The following is a 15,205-nucleotide window of genomic DNA, read 5'->3' as shown; positions in this document are numbered from 1 at the left end:
CGGCGATCACCTACACTCCTTGACGTGCGTGTGCACGCCAAGGAGTTCACTGTGGCTCAATCCGCTCTCTTCCAACCGGCGCAGGTCCGCAACGTGCACCTGTCGAACCGGATCGTGATTGCACCGATGTGCCAGTATTCGGCCGAAAACGGCTGCATGAACGACTGGCATGTGATTCACCTCGGGCAGCTCGCGCTATCGGGCGCCGCGCTCCTGACGATCGAAGCGACTGCGGTCGTACCGGAAGGCCGTATCACATACGGCGACGTCGGTCTCTACGACGATGCGTGCGAAGCCGCGATGCGCGAGACGCTCGGGCATATCCGGCGCTGGTCGAACATGCCGATTGGCCTGCAGCTCGATCATGCGGGGCGCAAGGCGTCGACCGAAGTGCCGTGGGCCGGCAGGCTGCAGTTCGCGCCGGGACAGCCGAACGGCTGGCAGACCGAGGCGCCGTCGGCGATTCCGTTCGACCGGCACGATCACCCGCCGGTCGCGCTCGACCGCGACGGACTCAAACGCGTGCGCGATGCATTCGCCGCGGCCGCCCAACGCGCCGCACGGCTCGGTCTCGACCTCATCCAGCTGCATTGCGCGCACGGTTACTTGCTGCATCAGTTCCTGTCGCCGCTCTCGAATCAGCGCACCGACGAATACGGCGGCTCGCTCGAAAACCGCATGCGCTTTCCGCTCGAAGTATTCGACGTAGTGCGCGACGCCTTTCCCAAGGAGCGGCCCGTCAGCGTGCGCGTGTCGGGCACCGACTGGGTCGAGGGCGGCTGGGATATCGAGCAGACCATCGCGTTTGCGAAGGCGATCGAAGCGCGCGGCTGCGATGCGATCCACGTATCGAGCGGCGGCCTGCATGCGGAGCAGAAGATTCCCGTGGCGCCGGGCTACCAGGTGTCGCTTGCGCGCGCGGTGAAGGCGGCCGTGCGTATGCCGGTCATCGCGGTCGGCTTGATCAGCAACGTCGAACATGCCGAAAGCATCGTCGCGAACGGCGACGCCGATATGATCGCGCTCGCCCGCACAGTGCTCTACGATCCGCGCTGGCCGTGGCATGCGGCCGCGGAACTGGGCGCGCAGGTACGCGCGCCGAAGCAGTATCTGCGCGCGCAGCCGAGCCGCTTCAAGTCGCTGTTCGGCGACGCGCGCATCGTGTGCCCCGAGCCGATGTGGACCGAAGCCGACGAGTGCCTGCTCAGCATCGAAGACGAATAGGCGGTTCAAGACGGTAAGAGCACACACGGTGTGCGTGCCGCATAAAGCGCGGCGTGCGCCCATTATCTTTTTTGCGCGCATCAAGGAATCATGCAAGCCGTGCGTAGTCGAATCGTAGCGCGAGCGGCCGGGCGGGCCGCTCGCAAGCTTGGTGAATCGACGAACAGGTATGGAACAGCTGTTTTTGACGCGCGCACGCGCGATAGAAAAGATTATGGTGCGCCGGCGCATCGTTTCCGATGCGCTCGACGACCGGCATGTCGCGAATCCGGATACGTTGCGCGCGGAGCAGGTCGAACTCGAGCGTCTGCTGCTCGATGTCCGCGTGGGGCGCGCGACCGAGTTCGTGCTTCAGGAGGACGCTGCCGCGTTGCATTGCTTCGTGATGCCGGACTGAGCGCAGTGCTCCGGCAACCTCAGCGTGTCGTGCGCGGCGTCGCTGAGCCCATCCGCGCTAACCGCATCGTCCATGTTCGCGCAGCGCATGCGCCACTGGTGCGGCGTCGCGCCTTCCTGGCGGCCGAACACGGTCGTGAAGTGCGACTGCGTGCGGAAGCCCACATTCAGCGCAACATCGATCATGCTCATCTGCGTCGATGCGAGCAGCAGCTTTGCGCGCTCGATGCGCCGACGCATCACGAAGAGACGCGGTGACGCACCCACTGCCGCACGAAAGCGCGCCGCGAAATAGGTCGGCGAAAGTCCGACCGCATGCGCGAGCTGCTGCAGCGAAATCGGCTGATCGAGATGGTTGTCGATAAACGCGACCGTGCGTTGCAGGCGCCAGCTTTCGAGCGCGGGCGTTCTGCCGGGCTCGGGCTGACCGGAGTGGGCCGGTTGCAATGCGATGCCGAGTGCGCGCGCGGCGATCGCGCGCGCGACCGCGTCCACGCAGGCGCGGCTCGCCGGGTCCGGGCTATCGAGCGCTTCGACGAGCACATGCATGAGCTGCCGGATCACGCTGTCGCGCATGAATGGAAAGCACGCATGGTGTGCCTGCTGCGTGCGCATCGCGAGCGCCGGATCGGGACATTGCGCGACGTACTCCGCCGACAGGTAAATATGGAGAAAGTCGGACGGCGCATGTGCACGGTACTCGATCTGCGTCGCGGGCGCGGTCACTTGCACCATGCCGCGATCGATCGGACCGTCGTGCAGCACATGGCCATGCGTCGACAGGCGCATCAGCGTCGGACGCAGCGCGAGCGCGATCACGTAATAGCCTTGCGGGCCGATCGCATTGCCTTCGCCTTCGGAGCTGGTGGTCCAGCGCGCCAGCACGATCGTGTGCGCGCCATGCGGCGCGGGATCGTCGGCGCGCTCCTGCGGCATGCCGCGCCAGCTCGCTTCATGACGAAGCTGCGCGCGCGGCCGGGCCGGCGGCATCAATGGTGTGCGCATGCCGCTGCCGGCTGCGGTGAGGTTCGAGGGCTCTACGGATAAAGATATGAACGACGACATCGCGGATCACCTCGTGATGGAGGGCGGAACTACGACGAAACTGCGGCGAAACTACGAGCAGGTCGTGTCTGATGCGGCCGGGCACGGGAAACGGGCCTCGCCGCCCGTATCGACGCGCGGCCCACGAAAAAACGTAGACGCCTCGAACATATCGTCGGTCGGGCGCAGTGGAAATCGTACGGTAGTGTCCAATGGGCAAATCACAGTCTGCGGTATCTATACGAAGGTATGCACTGCGATGGCCATGCCCACGCGGCGATACCGTTCATTAGCGCGCAATGCATCCCTGGGGCGCGGCGATCTCGCTGCACAAAAATGGATCGGTGTGCTGCAGAAGTGGCGGCAGTTGTAACGCCGCTTGCGTATTCGAGAACTTCGTCGAAAGATGGCTTGCCGGTCGTTCGCGCGTCCTGCCTGAACGCCGGTAGCGGCAGATGGTATGCGGCCACGGCAAGCACATCCTGGAGCGATCGACATGAAAATCCTGATTGTTTTGACCTCGCACGACAAGCTAGGCGATACCGGCAAGAAAACCGGTTTCTGGCTTGAGGAACTCGCGGCACCTTATTACGTATTCAAGGACGCAGGAGCGGAACTGACGCTTGCCTCGGTAAAGGGCGGTCAACCGCCGCTCGACCCTAAAAGCAACGAACCCGAATTTCAAACCGATCTGACGCGCCGCTTCGAGAAAGACACGGAAGCGACCAACACACTCGCGAACACCCACAAGCTGTCGACCATGTCGATGGACGACTTCGATGCCGTGTTCTACCCCGGCGGGCATGGCCCGATGTGGGACCTCGCCGAAGACAAGGACTCCGCCGCGCTGATCGAACGCGCGATCGCCACGGACAAACTGGTGACGGCCGTGTGTCACGCACCGTGCGTTTTTAAAAACGTCAAAGGCAAGGATGGCAAGCCATTCGTTGCGGGCCGCTCGGTCACGGGCTTTGCGAACAGCGAGGAAGAGGCCGTGCAATTGACGAAGGTCGTGCCGTTTCTCGTCGAAGACATGCTGAAGGAAAAGGGCGGCAAGTATTCGAAAGGCCCGGACTGGGCGCCGTATGTCCTCGTCGACGGCCTGTTGGTCACAGGACAAAACCCGGCGTCTTCGGGTCCCGCTGCAAAAGAGCTTCTCAAGCTGTTCAAGAACTGAGTACTAAGTGCGTCGGCACAGCACTGACTGGCAATCGAACAAAAGTGAAGAAGGCCGCTGCGCGCGATGGATCGCGGATCGATCGCGCGCAGCGGCCTTTCCTGTTGCCTCGTATTCGTTGTTGCAGCGCGTGCCCTTGCGCGCCATTTGTCTAACCCGTTTGACGCACGATCGCCCACGAAAGAGTAAGCTTTCACTCAATGCCACGTTTGCGGCTCCGGCCTTTGCATGTCGGCCCGGCGTCCCGCGCGAAATCCCACGCTGCATCCTGAATTCATACGAGGCTCTTTTATGAAAGCATCGGATCTGTTCGTCAAATCGTTGGAAGCGGAAGGCGTTGAATACGTGTTCGGCATTCCCGGAGAAGAAAATCTGGATCTGCTCGAATCGTTGCGCCGCTCCCGCATCCGGCTGATTCTGACGCGCCACGAACAGGCGGCGGGTTTTATGGCGGCAACCTATGGCCGTCTGACGGGCCGCACGGGCGTCTGTATTGCGACGCTCGGGCCCGGCGCCACGAACTTTGTCACCGCGGCCGCGTATGCGCAGTTAGGCGGCATGCCGATGCTGATGGTGACCGGGCAGAAGCCGATCAAGTCGAGCAAGCAGGGGCATTTCCAGATTGTCGACGTCGTGCGCATGATGGAGCCGCTCACGAAATACACACGCCAGATCGTGTCGATCGGCAATATCCCTGCGTCAGTGCGCGAAGCATTCCGTCGCGCCGAAGAGGAACGGCCCGGCGCCACGCATCTGGAATTGCCCGAAGACGTCGCGCATGAAGAAGGCGACGGCAAGCCGATTCCGAAGAGCTACAGCCGGCGGCCGGTGGTCGAGGAAAAGGCGGTCGAGCGCGCGGTCGAAGCGATCACCGCGGCGCGGCATCCGTTGCTGATGATCGGTGCGGGCGGCAATCGCAAGACCACCTGCAACATGCTGCGCGAATTCGTCGATCAGGTCGGCATTCCGTTTTTCACGACGCAAATGGGCAAGGGCGTGATCGACGAATCGCATCCGATGTGGCTCGGCAATGCGACCTTGTCCGACGGCGACTTCGTGCACCGCGCGATCGATCACGCCGACTGCATCATCAATGTCGGCCACGACGTGATCGAAAAGCCACCGTTTTTTATGCGCGGCGCTGACGTCGGCGACAAGACGGTTATTCATGTGAATTTTCTCGGCGCCGAAGTGGATGCCGTGTACTTCCCGCAGATCGAAGTGGTCGGCGATATCGCGAATGCGGTGTGGCAGTTGAAAGAGGCGCTCAAGGGGCGCGGCGAGCATTGGGATTTCGCGCGCTTCACCGAGATCAAGTCGCACTTCGACGCGCATCTCGCGAAGGGCCAGCACGACGAACGTTTTCCGATGTACCCGGTGCGTATCGTCAACGACGTCTACGAGACGATGCCGCAGGACGGCATCATCTGTCTCGACAACGGCATGTACAAGATCTGGTTCGCGCGCTACTACCGCGCGCATGAGCCGAATTCGCTGCTGCTCGACAATGCGCTCGCGTCGATGGGCGCGGGGCTGCCGTCCGCGATCGCAACGAAGATCGTGCATCCGGAGCGCAAGGTGATGGCTGTTTGCGGCGACGGCGGCTTCATGATGAATTCGCAGGAGCTCGAAACTGCGGTGCGCCTGAAGCTCGATCTCGTCGTGCTGATATTGCGCGACGACGCATTCGGCATGATCCGCTGGAAGCAGGAAAACATGAATTTCCCGGACTATGGGATGACGCTCTCGAACCCGGACTTCGTCGACTACGCGAAAAGCTATGGCGCGCATGGGCATCGCATCACGTCGGCGGCGGAGTTCGCGCCGCTCGTGCGCGATTGTTTCGCGACACCGGGAGTGCATGTCATCGATCTGCCGATCGACTACTCTGACAACGAGCGCGTGCTGAATCGCGAGATCAAGCGCTTATCGGCGCAGCTTTGACAGGCGCCGCGCGGGTGCCGGGTCCGCGGCGGCTTCTCGGCCGCTTCCCGGAATTTCCGCGGCGGCTGCGGCAGCTTCGCACACAGCGCGGCACGCCGATTGCTCAGCCCGACGCGAATGACGAGCGTCCTCAAGGAGACGTGTGATGCTGAAAAAGACGTACCCGTACTACCTTGCCAACGAACCGGTCGCCGCGAACACGGATCTCGAAGTGACCGACAAATTCACGGGCGAAGTCGCGACGCGCGTCGCGCTCGCCGACGCAAAAGCCATCGATGCGGCGATCGCCCGCGCGGCCGAAGCGATGCCGGCGATGCGCGCGTTTGCGCCGTTCAAACGGCAAGCGGTGCTCGAACACTGCGTGAAGCGCTTTCGCGAGCGCTACGACGAGCTCGCGATGGCGCTCTGCATCGAGGCCGGCAAGCCGATCAACGATTCGCGCGGCGAAGTCACGCGCCTGATCGATACCTTCAAGGTCGCGGCCGAAGAATCCGTGCGGATGGACGGCGAAGTGATCAATCTGGAAATTTCGCCGCGCGCCAAGGGCTACCACGGCTACGTGAAGCGTGTGCCGATCGGGCCGTGCTCGTTTATCTCGCCGTTCAATTTCCCGCTGAACCTCGCCGCGCACAAGGTCGCGCCCGGTATCGCGGCGGGCGTGCCGTTCGTGATGAAGCCGGCGAGCCGCACGCCGGTCGGCGCGCTGATCATCGGCGAAGTGCTCGCCGAAACGGACTTGCCGAAGGGCGCGTTTTCGATTCTGCCCGCGCACCGCGACGGTGCCGACCTGTTTACGACCGATGAACGTTTCAAACTACTTTCATTCACGGGCTCGCCCGCGGTCGGCTGGGACCTGAAAGCGAAGGCCGGCAAGAAGAAAGTCATTCTGGAACTGGGCGGCAATGCGGCGGCGATCGTCGACAAGGACCAGCGCGACAAGCTCGACTATGTGGTCGACCGGCTGGCGTTCGGCGCGTTCTATCAATCGGGCCAAAGCTGCATCGGCGTGCAGCGCATCCTCGCGCACGCGGATATCTATGACGCGTTGCGCGAAAGGTTGATTGCAAAAACGAAGTCGCTGAAGATGGGGGATCCGAAGGACGAGCAAACCTTCGTCGGGCCGATGATCTCCGAATCGGAAGCAAAACGCCTTGCCGGCTGGATGGAAAGCGCGGTGAAGGCGGGGGCGAAGATCGTCGCGGGCGGCAAGGTCGACGGCGCCAATTTCGAGGCGACGCTGCTCGAAAACGTCGGACGCGATACGGACCTGTATCGCAAGGAAGCATTCGGGCCGGTCGCGATACTCGAACGCTTCGAGCAGTACAGCGAAGCACTTGCGACCGTCAACGACAGCGACTTCGGCCTGCAGGCAGGCGTGTTTACCGATTCGCTCGCGCATGCGCACGAAGCGTGGGACGAACTGGAAGTGGGTGGGGTGGTGATCAACGATGTGCCGTCGTTCAGAGTCGACAATATGCCGTACGGCGGCGTGAAGGATTCGGGTCTTGGCCGCGAGGGCATTCGCTACGCGATCGAGGATATGACCGAATTGCGCCTGATGGTGATGCGCGAGACATGGCGCAAGTAGCGCGCGGCGCATTCGTTCGGCTCGCTGTGCCAACAGTATTGAACGGGCGGCGCGACGTGCGGTAACGCCACACCGCGTGGGCATCACACGGGGCTGGTAGAATCACGCGTCATTTTTGCAGGACACAGCATGGGTTTCGAACAACTGGCCGAGTTGAAAAAGCAACTCGAGCAGCAAGCGCGGCAACAAAGGCAGCAGAAGGCTGCGGAGCGAGCGGCGGAAAAATCCGCGGATGGCTCGATGGGCTCGACGTATCGGCCGCGTAAAGACGGCGAAGGCCGGGGCCGCCCGGCGGGTCAGGGCGGCGGCGGCCAATCCGCTGCTCAATCGGGCAACGCTGCAGGTAACGCTTCGGGCGGCCACTCAGGCGGCCACTCAGGCAGCCACTCAGGCAGCCACTCAGGCAGCCCGTCGGCGGGCCAGCCGGGCGGCGCGCAGAAGCACGCGCGGCATGGCGAGTCGCGCGGGCGGCAGCAGCAGGGGCGGCCGCAACGTGGCGAATCGCGTGACCAGCAGCGCGACCCGCAGCGTGGCGAGTCGCGCGGCCAGGGACGCGGGGAAGCACGTGGGGAAGCGCGCACCGGCGGGCAGCAAGTCGGCCAGCACGCGGGACACGAGGCGCGTCCGCCGTCCGGAAATCAGGCGGATTCGCGCAATCGCCAGAGAAACAGACCGCCGCAGGAACCGGTCGATCCGGTCGTGCACGCGATCGGCAAATTGCAGAAGCGCTTTCCTGCTGCGTTCCCGAAGAAGCCCGAGCCGAAACTGCCGCTGAAAATCGGCATTCTCGAAGATCTGCTGCCGCATGCGCAGGAACTGGCGCTAAACGAAGCCGAAATTCGCGAAGCGATCGCCACATGGTGCCGCGGCAGCCGCTACTGGGCGTGTCTCGTCGAGGGCGCGGCGCGCGTCGATCTGAACGGCCAGCCGGCGGGGCAGGTCAGCTCGCGCGATACGGCGTTCGCGCGCAGTTTGCAGCGCGGCGGTCCACGTCGGCCGCGCCATGCGGAAGGGGCGGCGCAGCCGTCGGATAAGCCGCAGGAGCAGGCGGCAACGGGCGACACGCCAGCGGCGGAAAACGCACAGGTTGCGGAAAACGCGCAGGTTGCGGAAAGCGCGCAGGTTGCGGAAAGCGCACAGGTTGCAGAAGGCGCGCCAGCGGCCGAAAACGCACAGATTGCGGAAAGCACGCCAGCGGCGGAAGCGGCGCAGGCAATGGAGCCGGCGCAAGCATCGGCGCATTCGCAGGCATCAGAGAACACGCAAGCGGTATCGCCTTCAGCCGATGCAAACGAAGCCGCGGCCCAGCCGGCGCCTGAAAACGAGACTTCGTCGGCATCGACCAAAGCCGCAACCGAATAGCTGCGAGATAGCGGCCGGATAAAAGCAAATAATCTGGAATAAAAAGCAAAAAGGAATAAAAGCACAGCGAGCGCTGTAATCGGGACAAGGGCGTCATGCGGCGTCCTCTGTTTCCGCTTAGTTTCCGCTCAGTTTCCGATCCACGGAGGCCCTCGCTGATGAACGCTCCCGCATTCCAATCCCCCGCTTTTTTCGACGATCCGTACCAGTACTACGAAGTACTGCGCGAGCAAGGGCCGCTCGTCGCATTGACGCCGGACGGCAAGCGTTTCGCGACGGCGCGCTACGGGATCGTCACCGCCTTGCTCGACGACCGCCGCATGGGCCGCCGTTATATGCCCGGCGTCGTGCGCCGTTATGGCGAAGAACGCGCGTCGCAGCCGACGTTCCAGGCGCTCAGCCGTATGTTCATCACGATGGATCCGCCCGAGCACACGCCGCTGCGCGCCTTGCTGATGCAAGCGTTCAACGCGCGTCAGGTCGAGCGGCTGCGCGAAGTCACGCGCGCGACGGCCGAGCGGCTGATCGGCGCGCTGGCGCACGACAAGCCATTCGATCTCGTCAGCGGTTACGCGTTGCCGCTGCCCGTGCAGGTGATTGCCGGCGTGCTTGGCTTGCCGTTCGAGGAAGCCGCGGCGATCGGGCTGAAGATGGAGCGCTTTGCAAGAGCGTTCGAATCGATCGCGATGGACGACGCGACGCTCGCCGCGGCCAACGCGGCGACGCTCGAACTCGAACACTACTTCTACGGTGTGCTCGAAGCGCGCCGCACGCAGCCTGGCAACGATCTGATTTCGATGCTGATCTCGGTCGAAGCGGAAGGCAGGCGCCTGACCAACGATGAAATCGTGTCGAACGTGCTGCTGCTCTTTTTTGCCGGGCACGAAACCACCTCGAACATGATCGGCAACGCGGTGGTGAGCTTGCATCGGCATCCGGAGCAACTGAAGAAGTTGCGCGAACAACCACAGTTGCTGCCCAAGGCGATTATCGAGTGCATGCGCTATGAGAGCTCGGTGCAAACGGCGCTGCGCACGACACTCGAAGACGGCGTGGAAATTGAAGGCATTGCGTTGCCGCGCGGTTCGATCGTCACGCTGATGCTGGGCGGTGCGAACCGCGACCCCGCGCAATTTCACGACCCGAACCAGCTGATTCTCGACCGCACGGAAAACGACCGGCGCATTCTGTCGTTCGGCGGCGGCCTGCACTATTGCCTCGGTGCACGCCTCGCGCAGCTCGAACTGCATATCGCGCTCGAAACGCTGCTCACGCGGCTGCCGGATTTGCGCGTGCTGAATCTGCACGAACTGCACTGGCGGCATCACAATACGCTGCGTGGCGTCGAAGCGCTGTGGTGCGAGCATCCTGCCAAGGCGGCCACGGCGGCGGCGCGTGCGGTCGTGTAAGCGGCTTTTTCAGCGAGGCGGTTGCGTGACGCTGGGGTGGCGATTGGGTGGCGGTTCGGAGGCGGCAGAGGGTCCATGCCGCTGCGGCGGCGCTTTGCGGCGATCGCCGTCGCGATTTCTTGCGCAATGCTAAGCTAGCGCAGCGCCGGTATTTGCCACTGCATTAAATTGCAACGGCGCTTTCGTCACGGTGTGTTTGTCATTGCACGTTCGTCACTGCACTTTCGTCACTGCTTTTTGTCACATATTCGCTGCTGTCTTTGTGGCCGCTGTCTTTGTGACCGCTTTGCCGCTTCATGTCGCCATTGCCACGCGCGCAGCAAAGCGTGGCCACCAGGCATTTGCACAGGATTCGCGCCCCCCATGAAAAAACTCTTCCTGATCGCTGTGTTTGCCACGTCGTTTGTCTTTTCCGGCAGCGCGTTCGCGCAGATCGACGACAAATCCGACCCGCAAACGCTGATCAAGACCGTCACGCAACAGGTGCTTGACGAAGTGCGCCAGCAGTCGATCGACCCGAGCGACATCCCGCGCATCATGGATATCGTGAACCGGGACATCCTGCCGTATATCGATTTCCGCTACACCACGCAACTTGCGATCGGCCGCTACTGGCGCACCGCAACGCCCGAGCAGCAGAAAACGCTCGTGCATCAGTTCCAGATGCTGCTGATTCACCTGTATGCAGGCGCGCTCGCACAATTGAAGCCCGACCAGAAAATGGAGTATCCGCCAATGCGGATGTCGCCGAGCGATACGGACACGGTAGTGCGCACCATTGCGGTGACGAACGCGCAACCGGTCGAAATCGACTACCGGCTGCACAAGACGCCGGAAGGCTGGCGTGTCTACGATCTGAATGTGGTCGGCGCGTGGCTCGTGCAGACGTATCGGCAGCAGTTCGGTGAGAAGATCGCGCAAAGCGGCATTGACGGGCTTATTCAGTTCCTGACCGAGCGCAACGAACAGCTCGCTTCGGGCAAACAGCAGCAGTGAAAGCACGTAAGCAGGCGCATAAGCAGACACATCGCAGGCGATAAGGCACAGCGTCCGTCGAGTGGAATGTGCCGCCGCGTTGCAGTTTTGTTGTAATTCCTAAGTTTTAAATTGAAAGCTTTGTATCACGCGGAATAGAAACGATGGCTCGGATGTTTCCGGAGCAGGCATTTATGCCAAGGAGACTCCCGTCATGTTCCGCAATCGTTTATCCATTTTCCGCGTATGCACCGTGCTGGCCGCCGCCTGTCTGGCGGCCGGGTCCGTGCCGGCTCAATCCGCTGTTTCGACGTCGTCGTCGCTTACGCCGTTGCATGCGACGCCGTACACATCCACTACCGCGACCGGCGTGCAGATCTATATGTGCGAGTACGACAGCGCGCACCATCTCGCGTGGTTATTCAGAAGTCCACAGGCGACGTTGTACGACACAGTCGGACGAGCCGTGTTTCAGCACGACGCGGGACCGTCATGGCAGGCGCACGACGGTAGCCGTATCGTCGGCCATCCGATTGCCCAGATGGCCAGCGCATCTCCAGGCAGTATTCCGCAGTTGTTGCTTGAAACGACAAGCGACGATAAAAACGGCAACAGCGGCGGCAACAGCGGCGGCGAACTGTCGGGCGTGCGCTATGTGCAGCGATTGAACACGGTGGGCGGCAGTGCGCCGGCCCAGATGTGCACGGCTGAACATCAGGTTGCTTACTCGCCGTACTTCGCGAACTACGTGTTCTGGAAGTGAGCGCCGCGAGCCGCATGCGGCCGCCGCGTCACACGCGAACACGGCCGCATCGGTGCTCATCAGGATTGCGTGTGTTTCGCGAGCAGCGAACGTACACCCGACGGCGTGAGCGGCGCGCGTTCGAGCAGCAGCCGTTTTGCCGAATCGGCGATGATCACGACGCCGCCGGCCAGTATCACGGTGTCCTTGATGATCAGCCGGCCGTGCTCGGATAAAAACGGAAAGCCGTGCTGCGCATCGCCGAGCGCGGGCACCCAGGTCTCCGGTGTCGTTATCAGGAACGACAGTGTGACGAACGGTGTGAGAAACGACAGCACGCCACCGAGCAGCCCGAGGTTGCGCGAAACGAAGTTCGACAGCACGAGCAGGCCAATGATGATTTCGAGCGTGCCGAGGCCACGCGAGAAGCCGTACGTGTTATTGGCCTGCTGCCATTGGCGTTGCTCGGGCACGAGCTGGCCTTCCTTCGTCATATGCTGCGCATACTCCTTCGGATGCTCGTAGAAGAACTCCATCACAGGGCTTTGCGCGACGAGCGGCGTAATACTGTCCGCTTCGTACGGAACGAACTTTAGCGCGCCGATCCACAGAAACACGATCGCGATGGCGATACGGACGAGATTCGCGCCGAGGCCTTCGCCACGGCTCGCGACTCGCAGAAAGTCGGTATAGAGGTTCATGATTTTTCTCACCAGAAGAGTCGGAGGAGGCCGCGCGAACGGCCCGCGCGTGACTTATTGCCCGAAATAGATTGGCTTCATGCCGTCGTTGCCCGGCTGTGCGAAGCGGTTGCCGCCGGATGCCGACGTACCTGCGGCGTCGACGCCATAGCCCGAGTTTTCTTGAACTGCTTTTGCTGCCGGCTGCGTCGCATGGACGCGCGCCTCTGCCAGTTGCAGCGCGTCCGGATAGTGCGCGTCCTCGCCGACCGACTGGTCGTAACCGGCTGCACGCAATTGCGCGAGTTCGGCCCGCACCTGGGCACGCGTCAGTTCACCCGCGTGCGCGACGTTCGCGGCAGTGCCGGCCCATGCGGAAATGGCGAGCGCGGCCGCGGCCACGAGGGGAGTAGCGAATCGGATCTTCATCATGTTTCTCCGTTGAGGTGGGTAACGTGTGGCCATCGGCGATGGCGTACGTCCACTCTAGGAGGGAACCTGCGGCGGCCTGCAGTCCGGATGGATCAAACACATGCTCATTCGGATCAGGCCTCATGGAAGGCGCGACCACTGCGTGAGACTGGCGGAAAGCGCTGCATTTTTGGCGCGATTCGCCGTTCGGCGCTTTTTGCAAAGCGACGCTTTGCACCCATGTCCTCCAACGAGGAAGTATTGCGCGCATCACGGCGTAGTGCTTCCGCGGTACCGGAAACACACCTCTCGCCTCGCTGTTTGGAAAAACGTCATCGCCAGGGTTGCGCGATCCGGAATGTGATCGACATCGTTGGACGGATGAAATCATGCTTCGTTATTTTCTGAACGCAATCTCCAGATGGTTCGTGAGCGCGTCGTTTGACCGTCGCGAGGAATACCTCGCGCAGGCAAAGACGATCGATGAACTCGAACGCCGCATACGGGAGACGGACCGCTGGCTTGGGCCCTGAAACAGCCTGATCGCTATGCGATAAACGCACGCATTCGCGATGCGTGCGTTTATCGCGAAACGCACGGGCAGGCGAAAAGCACGCGCCGCCGAAAGACCTGAGAGGCGCATGGTTATAGCGCTCGAAGACCATAAAACCGTATCGACATAAAGGGCTCCTGATAAAGCCTAAACTTTGATTCATGCGGTACGGAACATGCATCGGACGATGCAGAAGTCACGCGCAGGATTCACATGGAGAGTACGCATGGCAGACACGATGACCGAACTCGACCCCTTCGTAAACCGTCAGTACAAGCATGGTTTTGTGTCGGACGTGCAGGCCGATTCGTTGCCGCCGGGGCTGGACGAGAACGTGATCCGCGCAATTTCAGCGCGCAAAGGCGAGCCGGAGTTTCTGCTCGAATGGCGCCTTGCGGCATATCGCCACTGGTTGACGATGATCGAGCCGCAATGGGCCACGGTGCGGCGCGAGGCGATCGATTACCAGTCGATCGTCTATTACTCGGCGCCAAAGACGGGAAATACCGGGCCGAAGAGTCTCGACGAAGTCGACCCGGAACTGTTGCGCACCTACGAAAGGCTCGGCGTGCCGCTCAAGGAACGCGAAATACTGGCGGGCGTGGCGGTCGATGCGGTGTTCGACAGCGTATCGGTTGCCACGACGTTCCGTGAAAAGCTCTCGGCGCTCGGCATTATTTTCTGCTCGTTTTCGGATGCGGTACGCGATCACCCGGATCTCGTGCAGCGATATCTGGGATCCGTCGTGCCGCACAAGGACAACTTCTTTGCGGCATTGAATTCGGCGGTGTTCAGCGACGGCTCGTTTGTCTATGTGCCGCCCGGCGTGCGCTGCCCGATGGAACTGTCGACCTATTTCCGCATCAATGCGCAAAACACCGGCCAGTTCGAACGCACGCTGATCATCGCGGACAAAGGCGCGCAAGTCAGTTATCTCGAAGGCTGCACAGCGCCGATGCGCGATGAAAATCAGCTGCATGCGGCGGTGGTGGAACTTGTCGCGCTCGACGATGCGCAGATCCGCTATTCGACGGTGCAGAACTGGTATCCGGGCGACGAGAACGGCCGCGGCGGCATCTACAACTTCGTGACCAAGCGCGGCGATTGCCGCGGGAAAAATTCGAAGATTTCGTGGACGCAGGTCGAAACCGGCTCGGCCATCACGTGGAAGTACCCGAGCGTGATTCTGCGCGGCGACAACTCGATCGGGGAGTTCTACTCGGTCGCGCTGACCAACAACCTGCAGCAGGCGGATACCGGCACGAAGATGATTCATATCGGCGCGAATACTCGCAGCACGATCGTGTCCAAGGGCATTTCGGCGGGGCGCGGCAGCAACGCGTATCGCGGACTCGTGCGCATCGCGCGTTCGGCCGAAGGCGCGCGCAATTTCACGCAATGCGATTCGCTGCTAATGGGCGACCGCTGCAGCGCGCATACGTTTCCGTATATCGAAGTGAAAAATCCGACAGCGAAGGTCGAGCACGAAGCATCGACGTCGCGCGTCGGCGAAGACCAGCTGTTCTATTGCATGCAGCGCGGGCTGTCGGCGGAAGACGCGGTGTCGATGATCGTCAACGGATTCTGCAAGGAAGTGTTCGACCAGTTGCCGATGGAATTCGCGGTCGAAGCGCAAAAGCTGCTGGGCATCAGCCTGGAAGGCAGCGTGGGCTAGCAAAGCTGAAGTGGCAGTCACGAAA

Annotated in this window: 15 protein-coding genes; 12 read left to right on the top strand and 3 right to left on the bottom strand. The window is 62.0% G+C overall.

What is annotated here, in order from left to right:
- The first annotated feature begins 51 nt into the window (after positions 1-51).
- The gene (locus KZJ38_RS32735; protein WP_219801177.1) at positions 52-1,224 is read left to right on the top strand and encodes an NADH:flavin oxidoreductase/NADH oxidase; all 1,173 of its coding nucleotides are present in this window, start codon (positions 52-54) and stop codon (positions 1,222-1,224) included.
- 169 nt (positions 1,225-1,393) lie between these two features.
- A complete protein-coding gene (locus KZJ38_RS32730; RefSeq protein WP_219801176.1) occupies positions 1,394-1,621 on the top strand; it encodes a hypothetical protein in 228 nt (75 codons plus the stop codon).
- Here KZJ38_RS32730 and KZJ38_RS32725 read toward each other — a convergent pair.
- The gene (locus KZJ38_RS32725) at positions 1,576-2,625 is read right to left on the bottom strand and encodes a helix-turn-helix transcriptional regulator (protein WP_219801175.1); all 1,050 of its coding nucleotides are present in this window, start codon (positions 2,623-2,625) and stop codon (positions 1,576-1,578) included. The genes KZJ38_RS32730 and KZJ38_RS32725 overlap by 46 nt on opposite strands.
- 46 nt (positions 2,626-2,671) lie before the next feature.
- Here KZJ38_RS32725 and KZJ38_RS32720 point away from each other — a divergent pair, with 46 nt between their 5' ends.
- The 8 genes from KZJ38_RS32720 to KZJ38_RS32685 all read left to right on the top strand — a co-directional run bounded on the left by KZJ38_RS32720 (position 2,672) and on the right by KZJ38_RS32685 (position 11,882).
- A complete protein-coding gene (locus tag KZJ38_RS32720; RefSeq protein ID WP_219801174.1) occupies positions 2,672-3,037 on the top strand; it encodes a hypothetical protein in 366 nt (121 codons plus the stop codon).
- 123 nt (positions 3,038-3,160) lie between these two features.
- Entirely contained in the window at positions 3,161-3,841 is a 681-nt protein-coding gene (locus KZJ38_RS32715) for a type 1 glutamine amidotransferase domain-containing protein (RefSeq protein WP_219801173.1), read from the top strand.
- 291 nt (positions 3,842-4,132) lie between these two features.
- A complete protein-coding gene (locus KZJ38_RS32710; protein ID WP_219801172.1) occupies positions 4,133-5,785 on the top strand; it encodes an acetolactate synthase large subunit in 1,653 nt (550 codons plus the stop codon).
- Positions 5,786-5,930: 145 nt separating this feature from the next.
- Positions 5,931-7,373, top strand: a complete 1,443-nt coding sequence (locus KZJ38_RS32705; RefSeq protein ID WP_219801171.1) for an aldehyde dehydrogenase family protein — start codon at positions 5,931-5,933, stop codon at positions 7,371-7,373.
- A gap of 129 nt (positions 7,374-7,502) precedes the next feature.
- Positions 7,503-8,735, top strand: a complete 1,233-nt coding sequence (locus tag KZJ38_RS32700; RefSeq protein WP_246641885.1) for a ProQ/FINO family protein — start codon at positions 7,503-7,505, stop codon at positions 8,733-8,735.
- A gap of 158 nt (positions 8,736-8,893) precedes the next feature.
- Positions 8,894-10,144: a cytochrome P450 gene (locus KZJ38_RS32695; RefSeq protein WP_219801170.1), complete on the top strand. Its 1,251-nt coding sequence runs from the start codon at positions 8,894-8,896 to the stop codon at positions 10,142-10,144.
- A 363-nt stretch (positions 10,145-10,507) separates the two neighbouring features.
- Positions 10,508-11,140 carry an MlaC/ttg2D family ABC transporter substrate-binding protein gene (locus KZJ38_RS32690; RefSeq protein ID WP_219801169.1) on the top strand — a complete coding sequence of 211 codons (633 nt, stop codon included), beginning with the start codon at positions 10,508-10,510 and terminating at the stop codon, positions 11,138-11,140.
- Positions 11,141-11,333: 193 nt separating this feature from the next.
- Positions 11,334-11,882 (top strand): DUF3455 domain-containing protein, encoded by a 549-nt coding sequence (locus tag KZJ38_RS32685; protein ID WP_246641884.1) that lies wholly within the window; start codon positions 11,334-11,336, stop codon positions 11,880-11,882.
- A 59-nt stretch (positions 11,883-11,941) separates the two neighbouring features.
- Here KZJ38_RS32685 and rclC read toward each other — a convergent pair whose 3' ends face one another.
- Together rclC and KZJ38_RS32675 are read right to left on the bottom strand one after the other, a co-directional pair.
- Entirely contained in the window at positions 11,942-12,562 is a 621-nt protein-coding gene (gene rclC, locus KZJ38_RS32680) for a reactive chlorine resistance membrane protein RclC (protein WP_219801168.1), read from the bottom strand.
- Positions 12,563-12,616: 54 nt separating this feature from the next.
- On the bottom strand, positions 12,617-12,973 hold the full coding sequence (locus KZJ38_RS32675; protein ID WP_246641883.1) for a DUF4148 domain-containing protein: 357 nt from the start codon (positions 12,971-12,973) through the stop codon (positions 12,617-12,619).
- A gap of 368 nt (positions 12,974-13,341) precedes the next feature.
- Between KZJ38_RS32675 and KZJ38_RS32670 the strand changes: the two genes are divergently transcribed.
- Entirely contained in the window at positions 13,342-13,485 is a 144-nt protein-coding gene (locus tag KZJ38_RS32670; RefSeq protein WP_219801167.1) for a DUF3563 domain-containing protein, read from the top strand.
- A gap of 246 nt (positions 13,486-13,731) precedes the next feature.
- Positions 13,732-15,180 (top strand): Fe-S cluster assembly protein SufB, encoded by a 1,449-nt coding sequence (sufB, locus tag KZJ38_RS32665; RefSeq protein WP_219801166.1) that lies wholly within the window; start codon positions 13,732-13,734, stop codon positions 15,178-15,180.
- Positions 15,181-15,205: the final 25 nt, after the last annotated feature.

The sequence above is a fragment of the Paraburkholderia edwinii genome, from assembly GCF_019428685.1.
GTDB lineage: Bacteria > Pseudomonadota > Gammaproteobacteria > Burkholderiales > Burkholderiaceae > Paraburkholderia > Paraburkholderia edwinii.
This window is presented reverse-complemented; position numbering and strand designations above follow the sequence as displayed.

Excerpts from the sequence above, each read along its gene's own strand:
- KZJ38_RS32690 (WP_219801169.1), top strand. The coding sequence starts at position 10,508 with ATGAAAAAACTCTTCCTGATCGCTGTGTTTGCCACGTCGTTTGTCTTT.
- KZJ38_RS32730 (WP_219801176.1), top strand. The coding sequence starts at position 1,394 with ATGGAACAGCTGTTTTTGACGCGCGCACGCGCGATAGAAAAGATTATG.
- KZJ38_RS32670 (WP_219801167.1), top strand. The coding sequence starts at position 13,342 with ATGCTTCGTTATTTTCTGAACGCAATCTCCAGATGGTTCGTGAGCGCG.
- KZJ38_RS32695 (WP_219801170.1), top strand. The coding sequence starts at position 8,894 with ATGAACGCTCCCGCATTCCAATCCCCCGCTTTTTTCGACGATCCGTAC.
- KZJ38_RS32700 (WP_246641885.1), top strand. The coding sequence starts at position 7,503 with ATGGGTTTCGAACAACTGGCCGAGTTGAAAAAGCAACTCGAGCAGCAA.
- KZJ38_RS32685 (WP_246641884.1), top strand. The coding sequence starts at position 11,334 with ATGTTCCGCAATCGTTTATCCATTTTCCGCGTATGCACCGTGCTGGCC.
- KZJ38_RS32715 (WP_219801173.1), top strand. The coding sequence starts at position 3,161 with ATGAAAATCCTGATTGTTTTGACCTCGCACGACAAGCTAGGCGATACC.
- KZJ38_RS32705 (WP_219801171.1), top strand. The coding sequence starts at position 5,931 with ATGCTGAAAAAGACGTACCCGTACTACCTTGCCAACGAACCGGTCGCC.
- KZJ38_RS32720 (WP_219801174.1), top strand. The coding sequence starts at position 2,672 with ATGAACGACGACATCGCGGATCACCTCGTGATGGAGGGCGGAACTACG.
- KZJ38_RS32710 (WP_219801172.1), top strand. The coding sequence starts at position 4,133 with ATGAAAGCATCGGATCTGTTCGTCAAATCGTTGGAAGCGGAAGGCGTT.
- rclC (WP_219801168.1), bottom strand. The coding sequence starts at position 12,562 with ATGAACCTCTATACCGACTTTCTGCGAGTCGCGAGCCGTGGCGAAGGC.
- KZJ38_RS32675 (WP_246641883.1), bottom strand. The coding sequence starts at position 12,973 with ATGATGAAGATCCGATTCGCTACTCCCCTCGTGGCCGCGGCCGCGCTC.
- KZJ38_RS32725 (WP_219801175.1), bottom strand. The coding sequence starts at position 2,625 with ATGCGCACACCATTGATGCCGCCGGCCCGGCCGCGCGCGCAGCTTCGT.
- sufB (WP_219801166.1), top strand. The coding sequence starts at position 13,732 with ATGGCAGACACGATGACCGAACTCGACCCCTTCGTAAACCGTCAGTAC.